This window comes from Streptomyces dengpaensis, assembly GCF_002946835.1.
GTDB lineage: Bacteria > Actinomycetota > Actinomycetes > Streptomycetales > Streptomycetaceae > Streptomyces > Streptomyces dengpaensis.
Map to the genome: position 1 here is coordinate 2,881,591 of NZ_CP026652.1, position 25,402 is coordinate 2,906,992.

Annotated in this window: 25 protein-coding genes and 1 pseudogene; 10 read left to right on the plus strand and 16 right to left on the minus strand. The window is 71.0% G+C overall.

What is annotated here, in order from left to right:
• Positions 1-160: 160 nt before the first annotated feature.
• The 5 genes from fxsA to C4B68_RS13030 form a co-directional block, all read right to left on the minus strand.
• Entirely contained in the window at positions 161-397 is a 237-nt protein-coding gene (gene fxsA, locus C4B68_RS13010; RefSeq protein ID WP_099499859.1) for an FxSxx-COOH cyclophane-containing RiPP peptide, read from the minus strand.
• Positions 398-456: 59 nt separating this feature from the next.
• Complete coding sequence (locus C4B68_RS13015; protein ID WP_180289185.1) at positions 457-3,864, minus strand: SAV_2336 N-terminal domain-related protein; 3,408 nt, start codon at positions 3,862-3,864, stop codon at positions 457-459.
• 7 nt (positions 3,865-3,871) lie between these two features.
• A complete protein-coding gene (locus tag C4B68_RS13020) occupies positions 3,872-4,903 on the minus strand; it encodes an AAA family ATPase (protein ID WP_099499858.1) in 1,032 nt (343 codons plus the stop codon).
• A 229-nt stretch (positions 4,904-5,132) separates the two neighbouring features.
• On the minus strand, positions 5,133-7,265 hold the full coding sequence (locus tag C4B68_RS13025; RefSeq protein ID WP_099499857.1) for a VMAP-C domain-containing protein: 2,133 nt from the start codon (positions 7,263-7,265) through the stop codon (positions 5,133-5,135).
• Positions 7,262-7,804 (minus strand): CU044_2847 family protein, encoded by a 543-nt coding sequence (locus tag C4B68_RS13030; RefSeq protein WP_099499856.1) that lies wholly within the window; start codon positions 7,802-7,804, stop codon positions 7,262-7,264. The genes C4B68_RS13025 and C4B68_RS13030 overlap by 4 nt, the downstream gene beginning before the upstream one ends.
• Before the next feature lie 154 nt (positions 7,805-7,958).
• Here C4B68_RS13030 and C4B68_RS13035 point away from each other — a divergent pair, with 154 nt between their 5' ends.
• A complete protein-coding gene (locus C4B68_RS13035) occupies positions 7,959-8,141 on the plus strand; it encodes a DUF6104 family protein (RefSeq protein ID WP_005312030.1) in 183 nt (60 codons plus the stop codon).
• A 29-nt stretch (positions 8,142-8,170) separates the two neighbouring features.
• Here C4B68_RS13035 and C4B68_RS13040 read toward each other — a convergent pair whose 3' ends face one another.
• Positions 8,171-8,989 (minus strand): hypothetical protein, encoded by an 819-nt coding sequence (locus tag C4B68_RS13040; RefSeq protein ID WP_099499855.1) that lies wholly within the window; start codon positions 8,987-8,989, stop codon positions 8,171-8,173.
• Positions 8,990-9,310: 321 nt separating this feature from the next.
• Between C4B68_RS13040 and C4B68_RS13045 the strand changes: the two genes are divergently transcribed.
• A complete protein-coding gene (locus C4B68_RS13045) occupies positions 9,311-10,225 on the plus strand; it encodes a DUF4097 family beta strand repeat-containing protein (RefSeq protein WP_099499854.1) in 915 nt (304 codons plus the stop codon).
• A 1-nt stretch (position 10,226) separates the two neighbouring features.
• On the plus strand, positions 10,227-11,291 hold the full coding sequence (locus tag C4B68_RS13050) for a PadR family transcriptional regulator (RefSeq protein WP_099499853.1): 1,065 nt from the start codon (positions 10,227-10,229) through the stop codon (positions 11,289-11,291).
• Positions 11,292-11,527: 236 nt separating this feature from the next.
• On the opposite strand, the gene C4B68_RS13055 is transcribed toward C4B68_RS13050, so the two are convergent.
• The 4 genes from C4B68_RS13055 to C4B68_RS13070 all read right to left on the minus strand — a co-directional run bounded on the left by C4B68_RS13055 (position 11,528) and on the right by C4B68_RS13070 (position 14,855).
• On the minus strand, positions 11,528-12,100 hold the full coding sequence (locus C4B68_RS13055; RefSeq protein WP_099499852.1) for a Clp protease N-terminal domain-containing protein: 573 nt from the start codon (positions 12,098-12,100) through the stop codon (positions 11,528-11,530).
• Positions 12,100-12,309, minus strand: a complete 210-nt coding sequence (locus C4B68_RS13060) for a helix-turn-helix domain-containing protein (protein ID WP_010984411.1) — start codon at positions 12,307-12,309, stop codon at positions 12,100-12,102. The genes C4B68_RS13055 and C4B68_RS13060 overlap by 1 nt, the downstream gene beginning before the upstream one ends.
• A gap of 122 nt (positions 12,310-12,431) precedes the next feature.
• On the minus strand, positions 12,432-13,397 hold the full coding sequence (locus C4B68_RS13065) for a zinc-binding dehydrogenase (protein ID WP_099499851.1): 966 nt from the start codon (positions 13,395-13,397) through the stop codon (positions 12,432-12,434).
• A 234-nt stretch (positions 13,398-13,631) separates the two neighbouring features.
• Positions 13,632-14,855, minus strand: coding sequence for an NAD(P)-dependent malic enzyme (locus C4B68_RS13070; RefSeq protein ID WP_099499850.1), 1,224 nt, complete (start codon positions 14,853-14,855; stop codon positions 13,632-13,634).
• Positions 14,856-15,394: 539 nt separating this feature from the next.
• Between C4B68_RS13070 and C4B68_RS13080 the strand changes: the two genes are divergently transcribed.
• Genes C4B68_RS13080 through C4B68_RS13090 form a run of 3 tightly spaced genes read left to right on the plus strand, consistent with a single transcriptional unit; the run spans position 15,395 to position 18,121 of the window.
• Entirely contained in the window at positions 15,395-16,357 is a 963-nt protein-coding gene (locus tag C4B68_RS13080; protein ID WP_099499849.1) for an ABC transporter substrate-binding protein, read from the plus strand.
• A 28-nt stretch (positions 16,358-16,385) separates the two neighbouring features.
• Positions 16,386-17,360: an amino acid ABC transporter permease gene (locus tag C4B68_RS13085; RefSeq protein ID WP_099499848.1), complete on the plus strand. Its 975-nt coding sequence runs from the start codon at positions 16,386-16,388 to the stop codon at positions 17,358-17,360.
• Positions 17,360-18,121 (plus strand): amino acid ABC transporter ATP-binding protein, encoded by a 762-nt coding sequence (locus tag C4B68_RS13090; protein ID WP_099499847.1) that lies wholly within the window; start codon positions 17,360-17,362, stop codon positions 18,119-18,121. The genes C4B68_RS13085 and C4B68_RS13090 overlap by 1 nt, the downstream gene beginning before the upstream one ends.
• Positions 18,122-18,230: 109 nt before the next feature.
• Here the strand turns inward: C4B68_RS13090 and C4B68_RS13095 are convergent, their stop codons facing one another.
• The 3 genes and pseudogenes from C4B68_RS13095 to C4B68_RS13105 all read right to left on the minus strand — a co-directional run bounded on the left by C4B68_RS13095 (position 18,231) and on the right by C4B68_RS13105 (position 19,800).
• Complete coding sequence (locus C4B68_RS13095) at positions 18,231-18,428, minus strand: hypothetical protein (RefSeq protein ID WP_099499846.1); 198 nt, start codon at positions 18,426-18,428, stop codon at positions 18,231-18,233.
• Positions 18,425-18,913 (minus strand): annotated as a pseudogene (locus C4B68_RS13100) (SigE family RNA polymerase sigma factor). Before C4B68_RS13100 ends, C4B68_RS13095 begins: the two are co-directional and overlap by 4 nt.
• Before the next feature lie 128 nt (positions 18,914-19,041).
• Positions 19,042-19,800, minus strand: a complete 759-nt coding sequence (locus tag C4B68_RS13105; RefSeq protein WP_099499845.1) for a class I SAM-dependent methyltransferase — start codon at positions 19,798-19,800, stop codon at positions 19,042-19,044.
• A 100-nt stretch (positions 19,801-19,900) separates the two neighbouring features.
• Between C4B68_RS13105 and C4B68_RS13110 the strand changes: the two genes are divergently transcribed.
• Positions 19,901-20,530 (plus strand): CGNR zinc finger domain-containing protein, encoded by a 630-nt coding sequence (locus C4B68_RS13110; protein WP_099499844.1) that lies wholly within the window; start codon positions 19,901-19,903, stop codon positions 20,528-20,530.
• Here the strand turns inward: C4B68_RS13110 and sodX are convergent.
• A complete protein-coding gene (gene sodX / locus C4B68_RS13115; RefSeq protein WP_099500024.1) occupies positions 20,434-20,868 on the minus strand; it encodes a nickel-type superoxide dismutase maturation protease in 435 nt (144 codons plus the stop codon). The two genes, C4B68_RS13110 and sodX, sit on opposite strands and share 97 nt — an antisense overlap.
• Before the next feature lie 145 nt (positions 20,869-21,013).
• Here sodX and sodN point away from each other — a divergent pair, with 145 nt between their 5' ends.
• Positions 21,014-21,409 (plus strand): superoxide dismutase, Ni, encoded by a 396-nt coding sequence (gene sodN, locus C4B68_RS13120; RefSeq protein ID WP_099499843.1) that lies wholly within the window; start codon positions 21,014-21,016, stop codon positions 21,407-21,409.
• A 7-nt stretch (positions 21,410-21,416) separates the two neighbouring features.
• Here sodN and C4B68_RS13125 read toward each other — a convergent pair whose 3' ends face one another.
• On the minus strand, positions 21,417-22,571 hold the full coding sequence (locus C4B68_RS13125; protein WP_099499842.1) for a tyrosine-type recombinase/integrase: 1,155 nt from the start codon (positions 22,569-22,571) through the stop codon (positions 21,417-21,419).
• A gap of 21 nt (positions 22,572-22,592) precedes the next feature.
• The gene (locus C4B68_RS13130) at positions 22,593-23,096 is read right to left on the minus strand and encodes a helix-turn-helix domain-containing protein (RefSeq protein ID WP_099499841.1); all 504 of its coding nucleotides are present in this window, start codon (positions 23,094-23,096) and stop codon (positions 22,593-22,595) included.
• 120 nt (positions 23,097-23,216) lie between these two features.
• Here C4B68_RS13130 and C4B68_RS13135 point away from each other — a divergent pair, with 120 nt between their 5' ends.
• Positions 23,217-23,411 carry a helix-turn-helix transcriptional regulator gene (locus C4B68_RS13135; RefSeq protein WP_099499840.1) on the plus strand — a complete coding sequence of 65 codons (195 nt, stop codon included), beginning with the start codon at positions 23,217-23,219 and terminating at the stop codon, positions 23,409-23,411.
• A gap of 574 nt (positions 23,412-23,985) precedes the next feature.
• Positions 23,986-25,158 (plus strand): DUF3631 domain-containing protein, encoded by a 1,173-nt coding sequence (locus tag C4B68_RS13140; RefSeq protein WP_099499839.1) that lies wholly within the window; start codon positions 23,986-23,988, stop codon positions 25,156-25,158.
• Positions 25,159-25,402: the final 244 nt, after the last annotated feature.

Below are 25,402 nucleotides of genomic sequence, written 5' to 3' on the forward strand. Positions count from 1 at the left end.
CCCGCGTCACGGCCCCTGCCCGTACGGGCGGCATTCCCTGGCGGGGGCCCGACGCAAACGCGGCACGAGCGAACTTGTCCGGTTCAACCACAAGGTGAGATCACCATTAACACCTTGCGACCGGATATTGACCGCTTCTGTGTCACCTCACCTTCGCGCCTCAGAAGGAGTTGTTGAACCCCCAGAGCATCTCGCTGGGCTGGCCCGCCCGTTCTCTCAGCTCGGTCAACACCTCGGCCAGTACCGGGTGCTGGATCGTCCTGAGGTCCGCCAGGTCGAGCTCCAGCAGGTCCGGCAGACTCGGCGAGCCCAGCGAATCCGGCAGAACCGGCGAATCCGGCAGCCGCTCCCCCGCGATGCCGACGTCGGCATCGCGTGCGTCGTCCCGTGCGCCCATGTCCTCCCCCTTGTTCCCGTGCCTCCGCCCCGGCGGCCGCCGGCAGGCGCTCCGCTCCCTCACTCCAGCTCGGCCAGCCGCTGCGCCGTCTGCCGGGACGTCGGCTCGCCCGTGCTCACGGCGCCGTCCGGCAGCCTGGACCACTCGGCCCGGGCGGACCGGTAGGCCTCGCGTGCGGCGCGCGGGCGCGCCGCCGCCTCGTAGGACATACCCCGCCAGTGGTGCGCCTGCGCACCCAGCTCCACGGCCTCCTGGCGGAGTCGGTCCGTCTCCGCCCCGTCCTCGGCCTCGCGCGCCGACTCCGCCGCCGAACGGAACGCGTCGACCGCCTCGTCGAGCCGCGCGGGCCGGCCCAGGCTCTGGTAGGCCTCGAACTGCGCCTGCCCGAGCTCCAGCCAGCAGCGCGCGGCCGTCAGCGGCTCGCCGGCCTCCAGCGCCGCGAGGCCGAAGAGGTGTTCGGCCTCCCGCAGGTCCACCCGGTCGCCCCGGGCCTGGTAGCGCAGCATCAGGGCACGCCCGAGCAGCAGCAGGCGGTACGCCAGCTCCGCGCTGCCCGCCGGTGTTTCGGTGCGGCAGTCCCGGAGCACCCGGATGGCCTGGGACAGCGCCTCGGGCGTACCGGGAGCGTTGGCCGGCACTGCCCGGCGCAGCAGCACCTCGCCCCATTCGGCGAGGACGTCGGCATGCGCGGGGGCGTCGCGGGGCACGCCGCGCGAGGCCTGCTCGAACTGTTCGGCGGCTTCCTGGAGTTCGCGGGGGTCGCCCGACTCGGCGTACCGCGCCGCCTTGATGCGCCCGGCGCGCACCAGCAGCGCGGCGCGCAGCCCCTGTTCACGGGCCCCCCGCTCACGGGCCAGCCGCAGCGCCTCGTCGACGTGGGCCTGGGCGTCGTCCAGCCCGCCGCCCGCCTTCAACAGCGCGTCGACGAGGTCGAGGAGGATGCGGACGCGGTCGCGCGCGGGGCCCGTGTCGTCCTCGGGGCCCGCTTCCAGCGCGGCGCGCAGGGAGTGCGCCCCCTGTTCCGCGTACAGGCGGGCCTGTTCGTGGTCGGGCGTGGCGGTCGACAGGCGCAGCAGAACGCGGCCGTGGGCGAGCGGGAGTTCGGGCGGGCGGTGGCGCCGGTCGGGCCAGGCGTCGGCGAACGCCTCCAGCATGCCGACCGCGCCCTGGAGCAGCGCACTGTCGCCGCCGAGCCGCCACTGTGCCTCCAGCGCCCGCACCCGCTCCAGGGTGAGCCGCAGGGCCTCGCGCGCCTCCAGGTCGGGCGCGGCGCAGGCGACCGCGTACTCGCGGTCGGCGCGGCGCAGCAGGTCGAGCGCGCCGCGCCAGTCGCCGCGCCGCCTGCGGTCGGTGGCGGCGGCGCGCAACACCCGTGCCAGTACGGCGCGTTCGCGCAGGGCGCGCGGGTGCGCGACGGCCCGCTCGGCCGCCGCCTCCGCCTCGCGCAGCAGCTCGGCGCCGCCCTGCACCTCCCACAGCCGCAGCAGACAAGTGGCGTACTCGGCCCACAGCTCCGGGTCGGCGCCGACGGGCTGTTCGTGTTCGGTGGCGCCGCGCAGCAGCTGTACGGCGTCGATGAGGTCCTGCACCATGCCGTCGGTGTCGAACTGACCGACCAGGGAGCGGGCCCGGATCACCGCCGCGTGGGTCGGCCGCTCGCCGGCCGGCTCCGCGCGCCCCCGGCCGCCGTACCCCGCGAACTCTTCCGGCAGCGGCATATAGCGCTCCAGGACCCGCGCGGCGACCTCGGCGAAGGGCTGCGGGACGAGGGTGTCCCCGCCGTTGTCACCGTTCTCGCCGTTCTCGCCGTTCTCGCCGGGATATCCCGCGCCCTGCGCGTACGGCCTCCCGGAGCCGCCTTCGCCGAGCTGCGCGAGCGCCAGGGCCGGGAAGTTGGGGCCGCCCTTGCCGAAGCGGTGCTCGATGTACTCCGAACAGTGCTTGAGCACCAGCATGGCCTCGTCGCGGCCCAGCGGCGACAGCAGCGCCTCCTGTACACCGGGCAGGAACTCGTACCACCGGGCGTCGTCCGCCCCGTAATCCTCCGCCTTGGGGCGCCACACCAGGCCGCTGAGCAGGACCTCGGCCAGCTCGGACGGCCCGGAGTCGGGCAGCATGGTGCGCTGTACGAGCTGCATCACCGGGAGATAGAGGGGCGCCGCCGCCAGATAGCCGGCCAGGCGGCCCGCGCTCTTCGAGGTGTTGGAGCGGAACCGGCTGACCAGTTCGAGCGCGGACAGCCGGCGCCCGGCACGGGAGGCCTGAGCGGGCGGATGGTCGTGGCGCACCCAGCCGACCGCTCCGGCCACGGGCCCCGCACCGGCCCCGGACAGCAACCGTGCCCAGGCGCCGAGCGCGGTGGGCTCCGGGGGCAGTACGGGCACGGGAAGCACACCGGAGCGGGCCTCCGGCGGGATGCCGGTCGGCACGCGGACCTTCAGCGTGGCCGCACCCGCGAGAGCCCCGCCCCGCGTCAACTCGCCGTAGGAAACGGGCAGTCGGGTGCGGTTCCACATGCGCTGCGGCAGCGGCTGGAGTACGGCGACGGGGCCGAGGCCCGACAGCTGGTGCAGCAGCCGGTGGGCATGGCCGCTGTGCCACAGGGCGCCCGCGCAGTCGCTGACCAGGAGGGTGATCCGGCGGCCCGTGGGGTCGCGCAGCCGGTCGGCGGAGTGCAGCGGGGCCGCCTGGAGTTCGGGGCTGCGGCTGACGGCGGGCCCGCCGTCCGGGCCCTGGTGCAGATAACTGACCTCGATGTCCCAGAAGGCGCCCAACTGGCCGAATATCTGCTCCAGTTCGCCGAACATCCGGTCCCACACCCGCATCGACGAGGAGGCGTCCATCACCAGCTGGAGCGCCGCGTCGGCCCGGGTCACTCCGCGGAACACCGGCAGGACCAGGCCGCCCGCCCGGGCGCTCCGTTCCGCGGTCGCCGCCTCGTCCAGGGTCGTGCGCAGCGGCGGCGCCGCGGTCCGGTAGCCCTGCAACGGCCGTAATGCGCGCTGGAGTTCGAGCGGCGCCGGGAACGCGGGCGCGGCGGGCACCCCGATCGGCAGCGCCATCGCTCCCCGGCCCAGTCCGCGCGGCGCCCCGTCCCGCGACGCGGGGTACAGAGCGACGCTCCGCTCGGCCGCCCCGCGCCCGTCCTGCCGCGGCTCGGGACCCGGGACGGGTGGGCCCGGAACGGCGTCACGGGCATCCGGACGCTCGGGGGCCGGGGCGCTCCCGGCCCCCGGCCGGGCGGCACCGGACGGCCGCGCACGCCCTTGCTCCCCCTCACGGGCACTCGGCGGGCTCGACCAGCGGGCCAGCCACAGCGTGTCGCACAGCTGGCCGACATCGGGATCCAGCCCCATCTGCCGCATCCTGGCGATGAGTTCGGCGATGGGGTCGCCGCCGGAAGGCACCCGTCCGCCGCCGGACGATTCGGCGGGATCAGGCCCGTGGCGCGCCGCGGCGTCAGGCATCAGCGGGTCACCTCGGGCGGTCGAGTCGCTGGATGAGCAGGTCCGCGAGACGGTCACGACTCGGCGGGGCGGCCGCGTCGACGAGGTAGATGGCGTTCAACAGCTGGTCGGCGGCGACGAGTTCGCTGCGCGAGCGCTCAAGGAAGTGGGCGATGAGGTCGTCCCCGGCCCGCGCGGCCTCGTCGCCGAGGTGGGCGCGTACGAAGGTGGCAAGCCGCCTGTGGTCCGGACGCTCCAGTTCGAGGTGGATGCAGCGGCGCATCAGCGGGGCCGGGAAGTCGCGCTCGCCGTTGCTGGTGAGCACCACGAAGGGGAACGTACGGCAGCGCACCCGGCCGTCGCGCACCAGGGCCTTGGTGCCGTCGGCGGTGAGCACCTCGGCCTCGCCGCCGGGCAGCCGGTCGGCGACGCGCTCCAGCTCGGGGATGGCGAACTCGCCTTCTTCGAGCACGTTGAGGAGGTCGTTGGGCAGGTCGATGTCGCTCTTGTCCAGCTCGTCGATGAGCAGTACGCGCGGGGTGTCGGAGGGCAGCAGTGCGGTCCCGAGGGGACCGAGCCGGATGTAGCTGCCGATGCCATCGACGGAACCGGGGGCGCCGGGAGTGGCGGGATCGGTGCCCTGCGGCGCGGCGGCGATCTGCACGTCCTGGAGCCGGGCGATCGCGTCGTAGTGGTAGAGCCCGTCCTGCAGCGTGGACCGGCTGACGATCGGCCAGCGCAGCACATTGCCCAGGCCCAGTTCGTACGCCACCGAGTGCGCGAGCGTGCTCTTGCCCGCGCCCGGGCTGCCGGTGACGAGCAGGGGACGGCGCAGATAGAGCGCCGCGTTGATCATTTCGAGTTCCTCGGCGCCCGGCCGGTGCAGCTCGGCCATGTGCCGGTGCGCGCCCAGCCTGCGGTCCTCGGAGCCGTCGCCGTTCCTCCCGGCCGCGTCCCGGCTCGCGAAGTCGCGCCACGGGGGCGGGGCCGGGAGGCGGGCCATGCCGTCGTGGGGTTCACCGGCGCCTCGGTAGATGAGCCACTCGCTGGATTCGGTCATTGCCCAGTCCTCGTCGTCACTCGTCCACCCCGGCCGCCGTCGAACGTCGCCTCACCGTATCGACCGCCGGGGGGCCTCGTCAGGTCCCAAGACGGCCTTATAACAGCCCACTTGGGCGTTGTCCGCGTGCCACGGGGCAGGGCTGTCCGTGCGCCTCGAGGCAGCGTCGTAGGGGTGCCGCGCGACGGAGTCGTCCGCGTGCCGCGCGACAGGGCACAGGGCGGTGCGGTCATGGCGCCTCCAGCAGGTCCCCGGTCCCGGGCAGGGGCCGGCGTGGATCGTCGTAGAACAGGGCGATTCCGTCCGCCCAGAAGGTCTCCGGTTTGCCCGCCCGCACCCCGGCACGCAGCGCGTGGACGAGTTCGGGAAGCCGGTCCGCGCTGCCGGCGCGCGCCACGGTGTCGCCCGCCTGCCGGTGGAACTCCCCGCACACCGCGTCGGGCCGGCCGCGCCAGCGCCGCCACAGCGCGACGCCGTACCCGCCGTGCACGATCCGTACGAGTGCCACCGGGTCGTCCTCGAAGCGGTCGTCGCCGTAGCGGCACAGGACCGGGACCGTCCTGTACGGGAAACCGCGCAGGGAATCCGCGGGCGGTACGGGTACCCGCAACCCGTCCTCGCAGTCCACGACTTCGGCCTTCGCACCGTACGCGTGGAGCCAGCGCCAGCGGGCCTCGCGTTCGTGCTGCTCCTCGTCGGCGGAGGGCCGCTTCCCGCCGAGGGGGTCGTCCCCGTCGGGCAGCTGCTCCCGGTCGGCGCAGCGCACGACGACGGGCCGGTGGGCGCCGAGCGGGGGTTCGCCGGGCCCGAGCTGCCAGGCGTCGACGTCGAGGCCGAGCAGCAGATGCGGCAGCGCGACCTGGAGATCCGCGGGCCGGCCGGGTTCGTCGCACTGTCGGAAGGCCTCCGCGAGCGGCTGCGCGAGGACGCCGGGGAGCTCTTCGAGCGGTGTGCGCTCGCCGTCGCGCAGACGCACCACCTCTCCGGTCGGCCCGCCCACCGAGACATGCCAGTCGCAGCGCCCTGGTTCCCAGCCCCGTTGCTCCAGTTCGAGCAGGGCGAAGCGGCGGGGCGCACGGTCGGCGGCGTGCTCCGGGGTGCGCGCCGCCCGTGCATCCGCCGAGGACGGGTCGCGTGGCGGCAGCCGGAGCCGCTCGATCCACTGCTCGCTCAGCCGACGTCGGTACGCCGGACCCGGCCGGCCCTCCGCGGTCTGCCGCACCCACTCCCACAGCGCCCGCTCGGCGGCCTGGGTGCCGGGCGTGACGAAGGGGCGCTCGGCGGACATGACCCGCATCGCGTAGTCGAGGACGAGTTCCAGCGCGGCGTCGTGACGCGACGTCTCGTACAACGCCCCGAGCCCGTCGCGCCAGCCGCGCGGTGCCGGGTGCGGGATCGCCGCCTGACTGCCGAGGAGCGATTCGAGCAGGCCGAGCAGGGCGCGCGTGCTCACCGGAGGCGGCAGGTCGGCGAGCCTGCCGAGCAGCTGGGTCCGCTCCTCCGGGCTGAGGGCGCGCCCGGGCCGCGCTCCGAGCTGGTTCTGGACGTCGGCCCAGGTGCTGCGGTCGCTGTCGGGGTGGCGCTGCCGGTCCCGGTGGTAGCGGTCGTGGGCGTGGAAGACGGCCTGGTAGCTGTCGTCGTGCTCGGCCCGCACCTCGCCGGCGGGGACCGGCAGCGCCCGTAACTGCTCCACGCCCGTGCAGGTGCCGCCGAGCCCCCGGTCGGCCTGCGACTTCAGGACACCGACGACCTCTCCGCGTACGGGATCGACCACCGGCCCGCCCGAGACGCCGGGCGGCAGCACGTCGCCGCCGAGCCGGATCTGCTCGTCGTCGGACCAGCCGCCGAGGGTGCCCTGCACCGTGCACGTCCCGTTCAGCCGGCGCAGCTCCCCGCCGACCACAGACCACCCGGAGTAGAAGACGACCGCCTCTCCGTAGTACGCCGCCGGGCGCTCGGTGACGTAGGCGCAGTCGTGGTCGACGGGTTCGCGCAGCCGCACGAGCGCGAGGTCCGGGGCCGGCCAGTTGCCGCGCAGGGCGGGTCCGGCGTGCTCGGGGATGTCCTGTTCGGGGATGGCCGTCGCCACCTCGCCAGCGACGGCGGACGTGCCGCGGCCCGGCCCGGTCTCGTACACCACGGTCACCTCGCCCCCCTCCCCGCTCCGTGCCACATGCGCGCAGGTCAGAACCCAGTTCGGAGCGACGAAGAAGCCGGATCCGAGGAACGTGCCTGGTTCGTCCAGGGCATACCCGGAGCCCGCGCGATGGATGCGCACCGTCGCCGCCATCACGAGGTCACGCAGGGCACGGTGAGCGTTTCCGGGGCCGCCCGGTGCGCCCCGGGCGTGCCCGTCCGTCATGCCCGGCCCCCGGCGGAGGCGTCACCGGGGCCGCCGTGCGCCGGGGCGCCGGGGGACGCGCCCGCGTGCGGAGTGGGCGGGTGCGGGGCCGCCGCTGGATCGGGTGGCGTGTTTTCGCCGGTTCCGGCGGGGGCGCCCGGGTGCGGGTTCGCGTCGGAGCCGTCGCTTCCGGCGGTGGCGTCGACGTTCGGTGGGGGGCCGCCGTTCCAGGTCAGCGTGACCGTGATGCCCGCCTTGGCCTCGCCGTCCGCGAGGAGGCCGACCACCTTGCCCGCCTTGGCGGTCAGCTCGATCCCGAACTCGACGCTGACCTCGTCGGGCTTTACGGCGCGCAGGGGTGCGGCCAGCGAGCGCGCGACGCTGGTGATCACCGACTGCAGGCTCTCCACCTGCGCTTCGACCCGCTCGCCGAACCTCGTGTCCGTGTACGACAGCCCGCCGGACGGCGCCTCCAGCTCCTCGGCCCCCGAGATCCGGGCCCACACCGGTGTCCCGTCCGGCATCTCGATCCGTGCGATCCGCGTCACTGCGTCACCCATGGCATCCCCCGTTCCCCCACGCCCCCGTGGTTGCAGCCGGCCTTGCAGGCTAGTCGGAGGGGAGCAGCCGCGACAGAGGACCTCCGCGGGCCGCCCGCCCCCACCTATCCTTTTCCCAGCGTTCCACTTCACTTTCACCGACGGAGCACCATCCATGTACTTCACCGACCGTGGCATCGAGGAACTTGAGAAGCGGCGGGGCGAGGAAGAGGTCACCTTCGAGTGGCTCGCCGAGCAGCTGCGGACGTTCGTCGACCTCAACCCGGACTTCGAGGTCCCGGTGGAGCGGCTGGCGACGTGGCTGGCACGGCTGGACGACGAGGACGACGAGGAGTAGACGCCGCCCTCGTCTCGGGCGCGCGGGGGTCAGTCGAAGGCGCGCAGGTGCTCGTACGCCACACCGAGGGCGCCGTGGATCACCAGCAGCGCGCCGGCGGCGATCCAGCCGCCACTGCGGCGCCGTACGCCCCAGGCGGTGATCGGGAGCCCGGCGGCCAGCTCGGCCACGGCGAGCGTGCGGGCCCCCGAACCGCGGAGCCAGGGCTTCAGGGTGCCGCCTTCCACGGCGTCGAGTTCGGCGGCACTCCAGCCGGTCCACTCGATCTGCTCGGCGCCCGGCTGGATCCTGGCCACCGCACGGAGCCGGTCGGCGGGTTCGCCGGGGCTGAGCCCGGCCGGAAGCACCACCCCCGCGCGCGTGAGGACGGCGATCAGCCCGCGCATGCGCGCGTGTGCGTCCACACCGGGGTCGGGCTTCGTCAACTGCTCCAGGGACTGCATCTCGATCACCGGGTCGAGGCCGAGCCGCGCGGCGAAGGTGCGCATCGCCTCGTCGGCACCGACCGGGGTGCCGTTCGCGAGCCACTCGTAGCCGACGGCGCGGCGGAAACCCGAGGCGAGGGTGTAACCGCCGCGGTCGGCGTCCCACCACAGGGCGAGTACGGGCCAGGGGGCGCCGACGGCGAGGGCCGTGGCCCAGCCGGTGAGCACGCGGTCGACGGGTTCCGCGCCGTGCCGCCAGGGCTTGCCCTCGGGAACCAGCACGCTCCACTCGGGACCGGCCGGGGTGAGCAGCATCCGCTCACGCAGCAACTGGGCGGCGGGACCGACGTACTCGGGGTGGGCCCGGCAGAGGAGCAGGGCGCCGGGTGCCTGGGCCGAGGGTTCGCCGGACACAGTCGACATGCTGACATTTTAGGATGATTTGCCAGCGTTCAGGCGCAATTACCCCACCTGGGGCCGGTGTCGCGGCGGAGTGGGAGGCATCTCGTGGACACATCCATGGGCGCATCTCGTGGACGCATCCATGGGCGCATCTCGTGGACGCATCCAGGGGGCGCGATCTCAGGGGGCGCGACCTCGGGGGCGCATCGGGACGCATCCCATGGACTTCTCGACGCGTCTTGACTTTCCGCAACCGCGATATATCGTGAATGACGGGAGACGCGATATGGCGCGTCGGGTTCGGGCTCACGTCGGGTCCGTCCGGTCGAGGAGGTCTGCACCATGTCCGAGTGGTCCGTCGCAGAGCCGAGGAAGCTCACCTTCGACGACCCCGTGACGGCACTGCACGTACGCGTCGTCAACGGAACTGTGAACGTCGTGGGCACCGACGAGGGTTCCGCCCGGCTGGAGGTGTCCGCGCTGGAGGGCCCGCCGCTCCAGGTGACCCAGCAGGGCGGCACGCTCACGGTGGCGTACGAGGACCTTCCCTGGAAGGGCTTCCTCAAGTGGCTCGACCGCAAGGGCTGGCGCCGCGACGTGGTGGTCTCCCTGGCCGTTCCCACCGGCACCCGGGTCGAGGTCGGCGTGGTCGGCGCCGCCGCCGTGGTCTCCGGGATGGACGCGCGCGTGGAGGTCAAGGGCGTCACGGGTGACACGACACTCGTCCGCATCGCGGGTCCGGTCCGGGTGGACACGGTGTCCGGAAATCTGGAGGCCCAGGCCGTCACCGGCGGCCTCCGCTTCAACTCCGTCTCCGGCGACCTGACCGTCGTCGAGGGCTCGGGCTCGTCCGTGCGGGCCGACTCGGTGAGCGGCTCGATGATCGTGGACCTCGACCCCACGGGCGCGCCCACCGACGTCCAGCTGACGAACGTCTCGGGCGAGATCGCCATCCGGCTCCCCCACCCGGCGGACGCGGAGGTGGAGGCGAACACCGCGAGCGGCACCGTCTCCACTGCCTTCGAGGATCTCCGGGTCAGCGGCCAGTGGGGAGCCAAGAAGATCACCGGCCGACTGGGCGCGGGCAACGGCAGGCTGAAGGCAGTGACCGCGAGCGGCTCCATCGCCCTGCTCCGCAGGCCACCGACGGAGGACGAACCGTACGACAGCCCGGCCGAAGCCCCGACGGACGGCGGCTCCCCGCAAGCCCCGACCGACGGCTCGACCGAAGGCCCGACCGACAAGAAGGTGCTCTGACATGGCCCCCGTCTTCGCTCATGGCCGCCTGCGCCTCTACCTCCTCAAGCTGCTGGACGAGGCGCCGCGCCACGGATACGAGGTGATCCGCCTCCTGGAGGAGCGCTTCCAGGGCCTGTACGCGCCCTCGGCGGGCACCGTCTACCCCCGGCTGGCGAAGCTGGAGGCCGAGGGCCTCGTCACGCACACCACCGAGGGCGGCCGCAAGGTGTACGCGATCACGGACGCGGGCCGCGCCGAACTGGCCGACCGCAGCGGCGAACTGGCCGATCTGGAGCTGGAGATCCGCGAGTCGGTGGCGGAGCTCGCGGCGGAGATCCGCGCCGACGTCCGGGGCGCTGCGGGCGACCTGCGCCGCGAGATGCGGGCGGCGGCCACGGAGGCCCGGCAGGGCTCCAAGGCAGGCGCCGGGGCGAAGGGACACGACACCGCCGCGGGCGAGTTCGGCGGTCTCGGCGACTTCCAGGACAAGGAGTCGTGGCGTGCGGCGAAGGAGGAGTTGCGGCGCGTCCGGCAGGAGTGGAAGGAACAGGCCCGCCGCGCGAAGGACGAGAGCCGCCGCGCCCGCGACGAGGCCCAGCGCGCCCGCCGCCAGGCCAAGGAGGCCCAGGAGCGGGCCCGCGCCCAGGCCCAGGAGGAGATGCAGCGCATGGCCAAGCGGGTCCAGGAGCAGGTCCAGGACCACTTCGCGCGGGGCGACTGGCCGACGGGCGTACGCGAGGGACTGACCGAACTGGCCAAGGAATTCGGCGAGTTCGGAAAGAACTTCGGAAAGGACCTGGGCAAGGACTTCGGCTTCACCCACGCGGGCACCACCACGGAGCCGGACTACACGGTCACCCCCGAGGACTTCCCCGCCGCCTACGAACCCTCCTGGGCCCACGAGGACTCCACCGGCAACCCCGCCCGAGACCTCGACCGCCTCCTGGACCGCTTCCGCGACGACATCCGCGACACGGCCCGCGACCACGGCGTAACCGAGACCCAACTACGCGAGGCCCGCCGCCACTTGTCAACAGCGGCGGCCCACATCAGCGCAACACTACGAAGCTCCGACCGCGGCTAGAGACAGCCCCTCAGGACCCTTCAGCCGGGCGGGCGAGGTCTTCGGCCCGCCCGGCGTTTGAGGGGCGAGGCCGTTCAGGCCGACAGCGGGGGCCTGGGGGCGGCAGCCCCCAGGCACGATGGGGGTCCCCCCGCTCTGGGGGTATCTCCCAGGCCCTTAAGGCACTGGGGGAGAAGCCGGGAGTGGGGGAGGGTAGGGGCGGAGAGGGCGACACCCCCCGCCCGCACCCACAAACCTCATCCCGCTGCGGCCACGCCTCCCCCATCCCCGTACAGCACCCGCGCCACCGACTCGTACGTAACCCCGTGATCGGCGAGCACCTCCGCGAGCACCCCGGGCATCACGGTGAGCGCCATCAGCAGATGCTCGTCGCCGATGTGCCGTTCCCGCCGGGCGAGAGCGATCCGAAGGGAGCGCGTCAGCACGTCCTTGGCCCCCTGGGCAAAGGGCCGTCGCCGCAACCACCGGCCACCCCCGCCCTTCCGCCCCGACTCCAGCGCGCCCACCCCATGCGCCTCCTCGACCCGGGAAACGATCTCCGACACGTCGATACCGAGCCCGGAGAGGGCGTCCGCGTCCGCGCGGGAGAGCCCGCCCCGACGGCGGGCCTCGGCAAGACCCCGTTCCACCGAGTCGCGCCGGCCGGCCAGTCCCAGCGAGGCGAGGGCGAACGACCCACGGCTCCCCTCCCGGTCGAGGAGGGCGAACAGCATGTGCTCCGCCTCCACCGTGTCGGCCCCCGCCCGCTCGGACTGAAGCACCGCCCCCTCGACGACAGCCCGCGCGTCCTTCGTGAACCGCTCGAACATCACTGCCTCCCGTACTTCTTGTGCACGGCCTGCCGGCTCACTCCGAGTTCCGCGGCGATCTCCTGCCACGACCAGCCCTGATTGCGCGCACTGCGCACCTGTACCGCTTCCAACTGCTCCAGCAGCCTCCGCAGCGCGGAGACTGCCCGCAGCCCGATCCGCGGATCACGATCACCCGCGCGCTCGGCAAGATCCGTTGCTTCGGTCATGTTGTCAACTTACGTTGACACCTCGGCCCGCGTCAACCACGGTTGACAAACGCCCGCCCGCGAAAACGCGAACGGCGGGCTCGAAACCGAGCCCGCCGCACCCGCAGCACCACACCAAAACGTCAGTCCACCGCGAACACGATCTTCCCGAACTGACCGCCCGACTCCATCCGTTCGAACCCCTCGCGGGCCCGGTCCAGCGGCAGCACCTCGTCAATGACGGGCCGCACCCCGGTGGCGGCACAGAAGGACAGCAGGTCCTCCAGCTCGTCCTTGGTGCCCATCGTGGAGCCGACCACCTTCAGCTCCAGGAAGAAGATGCGGGTCAGTTCGGCGTGCGGGGGCCGGTCGCCGCTGGTGGCACCGGAGATGACCAACGTGCCGCCGGGACGCAGGGACTTGACCGAATGCGACCAGGTCGCCGCCCCCACCGTCTCGATGACGGCGTCGACCCGCTGCGGGAGCCGCGCCCCCGACTCGAAGGCCTCCACAGCCCCCAGCTCGACGGCCCGCTTCCGCTTGGCCTCGTCACGGCTGGTGGCGTACACCTTCAGCCCTGCGGCCTTCCCGAGCACGATCGCGGCGGTGGCCACGCCGCCGCCCGCCCCCTGAACGAGGACGCAGTCACCGGGCCGTACGCCCGCGTTCGTGAACAGCATGCGGTACGCGGTCAGCCACGCGGTGGGCAGACAGGCGGCCTCCGCGAACGAGAGCTCCTTGGGCTTCGGGAGGATGTTCCACGTCGGTACGGAGACCTGCTCGGCGAAGGTGCCCTGGTAGCGCTCGGTGAGGATGGACCGGGGCTCCTTGGGGCCGACCCCGTGCCCGGTCTGGCCGATGACGGAGTGCAGGACGACCTCGTTGCCGTCCTCGTCGATGCCGGCGGCGTCGCAGCCGAGGATCATCGGGAGCTTCTCCTCGGACAGGCCGACTCCGCGGAGGGACCACAGGTCGTGGTGGTTGAGCGAGGCGGCCCGTACGTTCACGGTCGTCCAGCCCGGCCTTTTCTCGGGGGCCGGGCGCTCCCCCAACTCCAGGCCGTTCAGCGGCTCGTCACGGTCGATTCGGGCGGCATAGGCAGCGAACATGACCTTGACGATAGGCTCCGCCCCCGACCGGGGGAACCACGTCCTCGTGTGACACGCGTCCCGCCGTTGCCCGCCGGCAATAACTCAGCCCCTCCGGCGTTTGAGGAGCGGGGTCCGGGGCGCTGCATCGATCAGCGGCTCCGCCGCGGGCCCAGGTACGGGACGGGTAGGGGCGGGGGGCGAAAAAATGGCCCCGCCGGGCAGCACAACCCAGCGGGACCGAACCACGCCGCGTCAGCGGCGGGCAACCCCCTCGGTCCGAGCGGCCGCGGCCACCGCCGCGGTCACCGCCGGAGCCACCCGCTCGTCGAAGGGCGAGGGAATCACGTAGTCCGCGGCAAGGTCGTCCCCGACCACCGCGGCCAACGCCTCCGCAGCCGCGATCTTCATCCCCTCGGTGATCCGGGACGCCCGCACCTGCAACGCCCCCGCGAAGATCCCCGGGAACGCCAGCACGTTGTTGATCTGGTTCGGGAAGTCCGACCGCCCGGTCGCGACGACGGCCGCGTACTTGTGGGCGATGTCGGGATGCACCTCGGGGTTCGGGTTGGCCATGGCGAAGACGAAGGCACCCTCCGCCATGGAAGCCACCGCCGGCTCCGGCACCGTACCGCCGGAGACGCCGATGAAGACGTCGGCGCCCGCGAGCGCGGACTCCAGCGACCCCGTCAGCCCCGCCTTGTTGGTGATCTCGGCGAGCTCCCGCTTGACGTCCGTCAGGTCCTCGCGGTCCTTGGACACGACACCCTTGCGGTCCGTGACGGCGACATCCCCGAGCCCCGCCTCCAGCAGGAACTTGGCGATGGCGACCCCGGCCGCACCCGCGCCGGAGATGACCGCGCGCAGGTCGCCCAGCGACCGCCCGGTCAGCTTGGCGGCGTTCCGCAGGGCCGCGAGGGTGACGACCGCGGTGCCGTGCTGGTCGTCGTGGAAGACGGGAATGTCCAGCCGCTCCTGGAGCTTCCGCTCGATCTCGAAGCACCGGGGTGCCGAGATGTCCTCGAGGTTCACGCCCCCGAACGAGGGCGCAAGGCGGGCCACCGTCTCGACGATCTCGTCGACGCCGGTGCAGTCGAGCGCGATCGGCACCGCGTCGACCCCGCCGAACTGCTTGAAGAGGATGGCCTTGCCCTCCATCACGGGGAGGGATGCCTCGGGACCGATGTCACCGAGCCCGAGCACGGCCGTTCCGTCGGTCACCACCGCGACCACGGACGACTTCCACGTGTAGTCGTGGACGAGTTCCGGCTGCTCCGCGATGGCGCTGCACACCTTCGCGACGCCGGGCGTGTACGCCAGGGACAGGTCGTCCCTGTCACGGACCGGCACGGTGGCCTGCACGGCCATCTTCCCGCCACGGTGCAGCGCGAAGGCCGGGTCGAAGGAATCGAGGGGCTCGGCCCCGCCTTCCTGATCCGTACCGCTGTCGCTGCGAGGATTGACGATCTCCGCTGCCACTTTGTTTTACCCCTTAAGTCTTCATTGGTTGAGGGTGACCACTCCTGGTTGAGGGGTGGGCGGGCACCGCGCAAGCCCAGCCGCCGTGGTTGCGTACGGGCGTTTGTGCGACGGGCGCGCCGCACACGCGCCCTGAGCCCCCGATGAGGGGTGTAAAGAACCTTCTTACCTGACGGACGGCGTCACGGACGAGTCCATAGCGCGAAGATCACACCCCGGTGACATGACTCATAACCGATTGTGTGGACAAGTCCACAACTTGCCCGCATGACGCCGCGAGTGCGGAGCACGGCCGCTCGCATCGTGAGATGCGCCGAAGATTTTCCGGCCGCGGAGGGGGATTCCCGCAGAAGAACCGGCCTTGCTGGACCGGGCAGCGGTGGTCGGGGGTCACCCGTTATCCGATTTTGACATAGCAAGGACCCTTGCTGCCCGAGTCCGAATGGCAAGATGCCGTCATCACACAAGGTCGCGACACCCGAAGCCGTGTGTTCTCGTCGACCTATCGGCTACTCCCTCATCCGCCGGAGGAACCCACCATGACCGCAAGCTCCACCCGTCGTACGACCGCCGCGAAGTCCCGGATAGCAGCGGTCGGTGCGATCGCGGTCGCCGGCGCCCTGATCCTCACTGGCTGCGGTGACCAGACCGAAGGCGGAGGCGGCAGCTCCACCGAGTCGGCGAAGGCCAACACCGCCCCGCTGTTCTCCAAGCTGCCCAAGAAGATCCAGGACGCGGGCGAGATCAAGGTCGGCACGAACGCCGAGTACGCCCCGATGGAGTCGGTGGAGAACGGCAAGATCGTCGGCGTCGACCCGGACCTGGCCGAGGCGCTCGGCAAGCAGCTCGGCGTGAAGTTCACGTTCACCTCCGGCTCCTTCGACGGCCTGATCACCGCCGTCAACTCCGGCCGCTACGACATCGCGATGTCCTCCATCACGGACAACAAGCAGCGCCAGGAGGGCCTGGACGACAAGGGCAAGAAGCTCGGCGAGGGCGTCGACTTCGTCGACTACTTCGTCGCGGGCACGGCCATCTACGTCAAGAAGGGCAACCCGGAGGGCGTCAAGGGCATCGAGGACCTCTGCGGCAAGACCGCCGCCGTGCAGCGGGGCACTACGTACGAGACGGCCCTCAAGGACCAGTCCAAGAAGTGCACGGACGCCAAGAAGAAGGCCATCGACATCGAGTCCTTCGAGAACGACACCGAGGCGCAGACCCGGGTGAAGTCCGGCGGCGCGGCGGCCGGCGTCAACGACTACCCGGTGGCGCTGGACCTGTCCCGCAAGGCCGACGGCGGCAACGCCTTCGAGGTGGTCGGCGAGCAGTACGACGCGGGCCCGTTCGGCATCGTGCTGAGCAAGAAGAACACCGAGCTCCGCGATGTCCTGAAGGAAGCCGTCGACGCGATCATCAAGGACGGCTCGTACCAGAAGGTCCTGGACAAGTGGGGCGCGCAGTCGGGCGCGATCGACAAGGCCGCGATCAACGGCGGCAAGTGAGCGAAGCGCACCACTGAAGGGCAGTCACGTGACTGACAAGCTCAATAAGTCAGACAAGTCCCCCGAGGACACTCCACCCTCCGGCACGACGCTCTCCAAGGCGTCGGTGCCCACGGGCGGCCCGGAGGCCATCAAGGCGATCCCCGTCCGCCACTACGGCCGGTGGGTCAGCGGTGTCGTCGTCCTCGCGCTCCTCGCGGGGCTCGCCTACGCGTTCTCGCAGGGCGACATCCAGTGGAGCACGGTCGGCGACCAGCTCTTCGAGGCCAGTGTCGTCAAGGGCGCGGGCCGTACGCTGCTGATCAGCGTGCTCGCCATGGTCATGGGCGTGGTGCTGGGCGTCATCCTGGCGGTGATGCGCCTGTCGAAGAACCCGGTGACCAGCAGCGTCGCCTGGCTGTACATCTGGTTCTTCCGCGGCACCCCGGTCTACGTCCAGCTGCTGCTCTGGTTCAACCTGGCGCTGATCTTCCCCGTCCTCAACCTCGGTCCGATCTACAAGGACGAGATGACGGACGTGATGACCCCGTTCATGTGCGCCCTGCTGGGCCTGGGCCTGAACGAGGCCGCGTACATGGCGGAGATCTGCCGCGCCGGCCTGCTGGCCGTCGACGAGGGCCAGACGGAGGCCTCGCACGCGCTGGGCATGACGCACACCAAGACCCTGCGCCGGATCGTGATCCCGCAGGCGATGCGCGTCATCGTGCCGCCGACCGGCAACGAGTTCATCAACATGTTGAAGACCTCGTCGCTGGTGTACGCGGTGACGTACAACGAGCTGCTGCGCTCGACGTCGGCGATCGGCTCCACGTCGTACGCCGTGATGGAGATGCTCTTCGTGGCCTCCATCTGGTACCTGGTGATGACCAGCGTGTTCAGCGTCTTCCAGTACTACCTGGAGCGCCATTACGCACGTGGTTCCAGCCGCAGCCTGCCGCCGACGGTCTTCCAGAAGATCCAGGCGAACCTGTTCTCGAAGGGCAGCCCGAGGGGAGCCGTGTGATGACCGCCATGGTGAAGGCCGAGGGCGTCCACAAGTCCTTCGGACTGGTCGAGGTTCTCAAGGGCATCGACCTGGAAGTGCAGTCCGGCGAGGTCTTCTGCCTCATCGGCCCGTCCGGCTCCGGCAAGTCGACCTTCCTCCGGTGCATCAACCACCTGGAGAAGATCAACGCCGGCCGCCTGTACGTCGACGGTGACCTGGTCGGCTATCGCCAGAAGGGCGACAAGCTGTACGAGCTCAAGGACAGCGAAGTCGCCCTGAAGCGCCGGGACATCGGCATGGTCTTCCAGCGCTTCAACCTGTTCCCGCACATGACGGCCGTCGAGAACGTCATGGAGGCCCCCATCCAGGTGAAGGGTGCGAAGAAGGCTGACGCGCACCACCGTGCGATGGAGCTCCTCGACCGGGTCGGCCTGTCCGACAAAGCGGGCAACTACCCCTCGCAGCTCTCCGGCGGCCAGCAGCAGCGCGTGGCGATCGCCCGCGCGCTGGCGATGGACCCGAAGCTGATGCTCTTCGACGAGCCGACCTCGGCGCTCGACCCGGAGCTGGTCGGTGACGTCCTCGACGTCATGCGCGACCTCGCCGAGTCCGGTATGACGATGGTCGTCGTCACGCACGAGATGGGCTTCGCCCGCGAGGTGGGCGACTCGCTGGTCTTCATGGACGGCGGTGTGGTGGTCGAGAAGGGCCACCCCCGTGACGTCCTGACGGATCCGCAGCACGAGCGGACGAAGTCGTTCCTGTCGAAGGTGCTGTAGCCCGACGAAAAGGGGGGCGGTACGGGATCCTCGTACCGCCCCTCCTTCGTGTCCGCGGACTACGGCAACAGCTGTGGCCTGACGGCCAGTTCGCGCAGCTGCGCCCGGGTCAGCGCAGCACGCCCGCCCCGAGGACGACCCCGGACGCGACCGTCGCCGCAACCACGCCCGTCGCCACGGCGCGCCGGCGCCACCGCAGCCGGGACGCCCGCGCGAAGACGGCCTCGCCGCCCCGGCTCACCGGCACCGGCACGGTGTCGACGGCCCTCCCCAGCAGCTCTCGTACCCGCACTTCTTCCTCACTCATACGTGTTCCTCCCGCACCGCGGCCCTCAACGCCGCGAGTCCCCTGGCCGTGTGGCTCTTGACCGTGCTCTCCCGCATCCCGAGCAGCTCGGCGGTGGCGGCCACGCTGAGGTCCTCCCAGAACCGCAGCACCAGCACCGCCCGCTGTCTGGGCGCGAGTTCCGCGAGAGCGGCCCGCACCATCAGCCCGGTGTCGCTGTCCACCGACTGCCCCGGCACGTCCGGCAGTTCGCCCTACGCCTGCTCGCGCCGCCAGAATCTGCGGCGGGCCGAGATGAAGGTGTTGACGAGCGTCCTGCGCGCATAGGCCTCGAGGTTCTCCAGCCGCCCGTGCCTCCGCGCGCCGAGGACGACCTTCACCAGCGTCGTCTGGACGAGGTCCTCCGCCTCGTCGCGGTTGCCGCACAACAGGTAGGCACTGCGGAACAGTGCCGTGCGCCTGCCCTCGACGAAGGCGTGCAGAGCCGCTTCCGCGCCCCGCGTCATCCCTCCCCCTTTCCCCGGTCCACCGGGTACGGACCGTCTCACCCGTACCAGTGCGGTGGGGTGCCTCATGGGATGCAGAGGAGGCGGTACGAACTTTCGTACCGCCTCCTGCTCGCCGGTGCGGAGCCCTACTTGACCGCGAGGACCAGCGCGTCCGAGGGCGAGCGCCACACGGGCCGGGCCTCCCCGAAGCCCTTCTCGCGCAGTACGCGCGCGTGCCACTCGGCGGAGGGGGTCTCGCCGTCGGCGTGGTCGCCGTAGATCTCGAAGCGGCGGGCGGTGGGCTCGGCGAGGACGGGGTCGCTCGCGGCCAGCTCCCACCATTCGGTCCAGGCGAGTGCGCCGTCCTTCTTGGCCTGTTCCATACGGGCGTGCCGCTGGGCGCGCTCCGCCGCGTTGATCCTGGGCGTCGTCTCGTCGATCATGTGGTCGGCGTTCATGAAGACACCGCCGTCGCGGACGAGTTCCGCGATCTGACCGTAGAGGGCCGCGAGGGGTTCGATGTGCAGCCAGTGCAGGGCCGTGGCCGTGAGGACGGCGTCGTAGGAGTCGTACGGCAGCCGCGTGGGCCACGCGGGGTCCTTGAGGTCGTCCGTGACGAAGGTGACCCGGTCGTCGCCCGCGAAGGTGCCCTCGGCGATGGTGAGCAGTGCGGGGTCGCGGTCGACGCCGGTGCTGGTGGCCTTGGGGAAGCGGGCGAGCAGCCGCGCCGTGATGGTGCCGGTGCCGCAGGCGAGGTCGAGGACGCGCGGCTCCGGCCCGACAACGGCCTCGACCATGTCGAGCATCACGCGGAAGCGTTCCTCGCGGTCCGGCATGTACCACTCCTGCTGCCGGTCCCAGCTCTCCTGCCAGGCGCGCCAGTCGGTTCCGGTGGCGATGTCCATGGAAGCCCCTTCTCCCCTCGTCCACGTAATACCCTGTAAGTGCAATCAGCTGTTACCTGACCGCAGGCACGACGATAGAGCGCCCTCGTAAGGACTACAAGTGGAACTGGCCTATTACTCGGATTACGCTGTCCGTCTCGTCAACAGCGAGGAACCGGCCCGGGGCAAGGACTCACTGACCTCGGTCGAGGCCGTCCGCGACCTCTTCGGGGGCAACGCCTCGGCGGCCCGCCGCGCCACGGACGCGGACGTCACCCGCTTCCGCTCCGTACGGGCCCGGCTGCGCGCTGTCTTCGAGGCGGCGGACGGCGACGACGAAACCCTCGCCGTGGACCTGCTGAACTCACTCCTGCTGGAGTTCCCGGTGAGCCCGCAGATCTCCGGCCACGACGTCCGGGACGACGACGGGCGCCCCCTGTGGCACATGCACCTGGCCGACCACCCGTCGAACGCGACGGCGGGCTACGCGGCGATCGCCGCGATGGGCCTCGCCTTCCACCTCACCGAGTACGGCGTCGACCGGCTGGGCCTGTGCCAGGCAGCACCCTGCCGCAACGCCTACCTGGACACCTCGACGAACCGCTCCCGGCGCTACTGCTCGGACCGCTGCGCGACCCGCGCCAACGTGGCGGCCTACCGCGCCCGCAAGCGCTTGGAGGCGGACCGGTCGGACAGCACGGGCCTGGCAGCCCCCAGCACCCACCGCACCACCGCGAGCGGCGACCGCTGACCGTCCTTCAGGGGCCGGCACCGAAACCGCACCTTCCCGAGGACGAGCTCCTCGGGAACGGTGCCGTAATCAGTGCTGTCGCCCCCGGCGAACGCGTTGTCGCCGAGCACCCACCAGCCCGCCTCCCGCCGCTCCGCGATCCGCTTGACGACCAGCAGATCCTGCTGGAACGGATGACGCAGGACGACGACGTCACCGGGCCTGACCCGCGCCCCCCACTGCACGACGAGCCGATCCCCGTGCCGCAGCGTGGGCACCATCGACGGCCCCGTCACCTCCGCCGCCCCGAACGGCAGCAGGACCCTCCCCCGCTCGGTCTCCTGCGACAGCTCCGGCATCCCCGGCACCTCCCCGGTCCTATCCTCCACCAGTCCCAGTTTCACCCTGGACTTTTGACCTAAGCCCATGGGGGCACTCGCGAAAAGTCGTCTCCTACGGAGTAATGTCCCACCTGAGAAGACGATCACGAGGAAGGACAGCTCCATGCTCTCCCGCCTGTTTGCCCCCAAGGTCAAGGTCAGCGCGCACTGCGACCTGCCCTGCGGTGTGTACGACCCGGCCCAGGCCCGCATCGAGGCGGAGTCGGTGAAGGCCGTCCAGGAAAAGATGGCCGCCAACGACGATCCGCACTTCCAGATGCGCGCCACCCTCATCAAGGAGCAGCGCGCCGAGCTCGCCAAGCACCACGTGTCGGTGCTCTGGAGCGACTACTTCAAGCCCCCGCACTTCGAGAAGTACCCCGAGCTGAACCAGCTGGTCAACGACACCCTGAAGGCCCTCTCGGCCGCCAAGGCGTCGACGGACCCGGCGACGGGCCAGAAGGCTCTGGACTACATCGCCCAGATCGACAAGATCTTCTGGGAGACCAAGAAGGCTTGATCTTGCCTCAAGTCCTTTGACCTGCAATTTCCTTGCTTGCAGTGTCTCCCTGTCCGCACCCGGTCCGCAGGCCGCCAAGCACGGCGTCCATAACGGTCCGGGTGCGGTCTTCTTCGCCCGGCCACAGGTGGGCGTAGATCCGCAGCGTGATGACGGCGGACGCGTGGCCGAGGACGAGTTGGACCTGCTTGACGCTTGCCCCACCCGCGATGAGCGCGGAGGCGTAGAAGTGCCGCAGGTCGTGCGTCACCATGTGCGGCAGCTCGACGGGTTTGCGGCCCTCGCGCTCGGCCGCCTCGTTCTCCGCGGCTTGGAGCGCCTTGCGAGCGCAGTTCCATTCGGTCTTCCAGCGACGGTAGTTGAGGGGTTCGCCCTCCTCCATCGTGAACAGCCACTCCTTGGAGGGGCGTGCGGCGAGGTGCGTGAGGAGCGCGTCAGTGACGACCTCACCGACCGGGACAGTACGCCGGGACTTTGCGGTCTTCGGCGGCCCGATCTTCCCGGACTGAAGGCGCTGGCGCTCGACGCGAATAGTGCCGGCCTTGAAGTCGACGTCCGACACCTTGAGGCCGAGCAACTCGCCTATTCGCAAGCCTGATCCGGCGAGCGTGACGATCGCCGCGCGGATGTACGGCGGCATCACGCGGGCCATGGCCTCGACTTGCGCGACCGTGGGCGGGGTGACCTCCTCGTCCGGCATGGGCGGGAGGGTGATCCGGCGGCACGGGCTGGAGGCAATGACCTTGTCCTCGACGGCCGCGGTCATGAGGCGTACGAGGACGTCGTAGACGTTGCGCACGCTGCCAGGCCCGAGCAGCTCCGACAGGTTCTTGAAGAGCACCTGGAGGTCGTTGCGGCGTATCGCCGCCATGGCGCGGGCGCCGAGCGCCGGGACGAGGTGGAGCCGGAGCGCGTTGTCGGTGATCCGCTCACCCGCCTCGCTCGCGATGAGCGACTCCTCCCACTTCTTCGCGTACTTCTCGAACGTGATCCGTCCGGCCTGCGGGTCGACGTACTGGCCCGTGACGATGCTGGCCGTGACCTCGTCGAGCCAGCGCTGGGCGTCGAGCTTCCGGTCGAAGTGGCGGGCGTGCTCATTGCCGTCGAGATCTCGGTAGCGGGCCCGCCATTTGCCGTTGGGACGCTTCTGGATGTTCGCCAAGTGGCTTCTCCCTTGGGTTGGTTATCGGTGGTAGCCGCCGCCCTCGATGTGCTCGGTGAGGGTGCGGGCGTCGCGCTCGTCGCCCATGAGGCGAAGGCACTGTTCGTGGATGGCCCGTGAGCTGTCCGGGTGGGCCTGGATGTACTCGGCGATGCCAACGACGGCGTGGTGCAGGCGGTCCTCGGCATCGCGTGTCTCGTAGTACGCCTCGACGGCTTCCTGGACGAGCCGTCTGCTGTCGAGGTCCAGCCCTTCCAGAGGCGGGGACATCAGCTCTTCGAGGGGCAGCTCGAAGACGCGGGCGAAGGCGAGGGCTTCGTCGACGTTGATACGGCGGCGTGGGGTGCCGTTCTCGATGCGCCAGACCGCGGTTTGGTTCATCTTGACGCCGGCCTTGGACACACGGTCCGCCAGCTCGATCGTGCTCCATCCCCTGACCTCGCGCTCCAGCGCCACCCGGGCGGCGATGTTGCCCTCGCTGTAGAGCAGCGGCACCTCACCACCGTCGACCTTGTCGCCTGCCATCGGACCTCCATCTTGATCGTCGCTTTCCTAATTGAAACACGTACTTGCCGATTTGGCTAACCGTCGATCGTCGGGTACAACCTATGCAGACCGGATTGCCACCTAGTCGATTGGGAATGCATGCGATATCTGACCACCGCCGAGGTCGCCGAGCGCTACCGCACAGCGGAGAGCACCGTCTGCTACTGGCGCCAGATCGAAAAGGGCCCTCGCGGCATCAAGATCGGCAAGCGGGTGCTGTACCCCGAAGCCGAACTGCTGCGGTACGAGCGGGCGCTGATCGACGGCCGCGACGAGTGGGGTCTGGCCTCCTGAGCCGTAGGCGCCGGACACAGCAACGGCCCTCGGCGCGCCAACGCCGAGGGCCGGAGATTCCCCTGCCGATCGCCCATCCCTGAACGAACAAGCTGGTGAGGGGCGGGACCTTGCCCGTCCTGCCCCTCACCGGAGAGGAACGTCTATGGAGGACTCTGCGTCCCCTACCACCACGAACGCGTCCCCCGGCGCCTGGCCCACAACAGCGGTCCCCGGCGAGGGCATCCCCTGGAGCCGCGGGGACCAGCACTCCGCTGATGCGGTGTCAGGGGACCGTCCCCGCGACGCATCCGGTCCCCTGACGCCGCATGCCGCGGTCCCGATATCCACATTCACTGGAAACGTGCAGGCCAGCAGCGTGACAACGGGGACCGGTCCCCAAGACGCCGGAGTTACACCAGGGGACCGCAATGGGGACCGGGAAAACGGCTCGCGCCTATCGTCGGGGACCGACGCTCCCGTCGAGGGGACCGAGCAGCACAAGATCACGGCCGCTGATGGCGAGGCAGGCACCGGAGGCCATGAAGGCGCGAGGGCGCAGGTAACTGCTGACGGGATCGCGCTGCTGGACGAGTTGCGGGCAGCGATCGGCAAGTACGTGGTGCTGCCCAGCGAGGAGGCGCTGACCGCGGTCACCCTGTGGGTGGCGGCCACACACATCCAGACGGCCCTGCAGCACGCGCCGCGTCTGGCGGTGGTGAGCCCGACGAAGGGGTGCGGCAAGTCCCGGGTTCTGGACGTGCTCCACGAGACCGTGCACCAGCCGATGATGACGGTGAACACCTCCCCGGCGGTCATCTTCCGGGTCATCGGCAAGAACCCGCCCACCCTGCTGGTGGACGAGGCGGACACCATCTTCGGCCCCAAAGCGAGCGGTGACAGTGAGATCCTGCGCGGCCTGCTGAATGCCGGGCACCAGCGCAACCGGCCCGCGTGGCGGATCTCCGGCCCGGATCACAAACCGACCCCGTTCCCCACCTTCGCCATGGCTGCCATCGCGGGGATCGGCGACCTGCCGGATACGGTCATGGACCGGGCAGTCGTGCTGCGGATGCAGAAGCGCAAGCCGGGCGAGAAGGTCACCCCTTTCCGCTCCCGGTATTCGGTGCCGGAACTCAACGCGCTGCGTGACCGGCTGACCGCCTGGCTGGGTCCGCTGCGCGGGCAGGCTGCCCGCATGGTGCCGCACATGCCGGTGGAGGACCGGGCCGCGGACACCTGGGAGCCGCTGGTCATCATCGCTGACCTGGCCGGCGGCCAGTGGCCCGCCCACGCTCGTGCCGCCTGCCTGGCCATGACCCGCCACGAGGCGGCCCAGGACGAGCAGGGCAGCCTGAAGACGCGGCTCCTGCGCGACATCCACCGCATCTTCGCGCAGGCGGACAACCCCGAGGCCCTGGCCACCCAGGATCTGGTCGCCGCACTGCTCCAGGACGCTGAGGCCCCGTGGGCGGAGCACGGCACCAAAGGGCTGAACGCGTACCACCTGAGCAACCTGCTGCGGGACTTCAACATCAGCCCGGCCAACTACCGGTTCGACAAGGGAAGGCAGGCCAAGGCGTACATGCGCAACCGGTTCCTGGACGCCTGGGCCCGCAACTGCCCGGACCTCGTCGAGGCGGCACCCGATCCCGAACACGGCGCTTCCCCTGCCCGCGTAACCCAGGGCAGGCTGCCCGCCGCCCCGACGGGGACGCTGCCTGTCGGCCCGCCCGGTGGCCCCGCCGCCCCGAAACGCGCTCTCTGAATCCACCGGGGTCCGTATCACTTCGTCGCATCCGTCCCCGCGCAGGTCAGCGCGGGGACGGACTCTGTCGCCGGGACGGTGTTCTCCGTACCTGCCCGCGTCTCCGTACCTGTGCTGACCAGGCATGCGACGGATGCGACGGACGTGACACAGCCCGATCCCCTCTCCTCCGGAGCACCACCATGCACACCGAGAACGACACAAACCCCTCTTCTTCCCGCCGCTGGGGTTGGTTCAGCCGGGA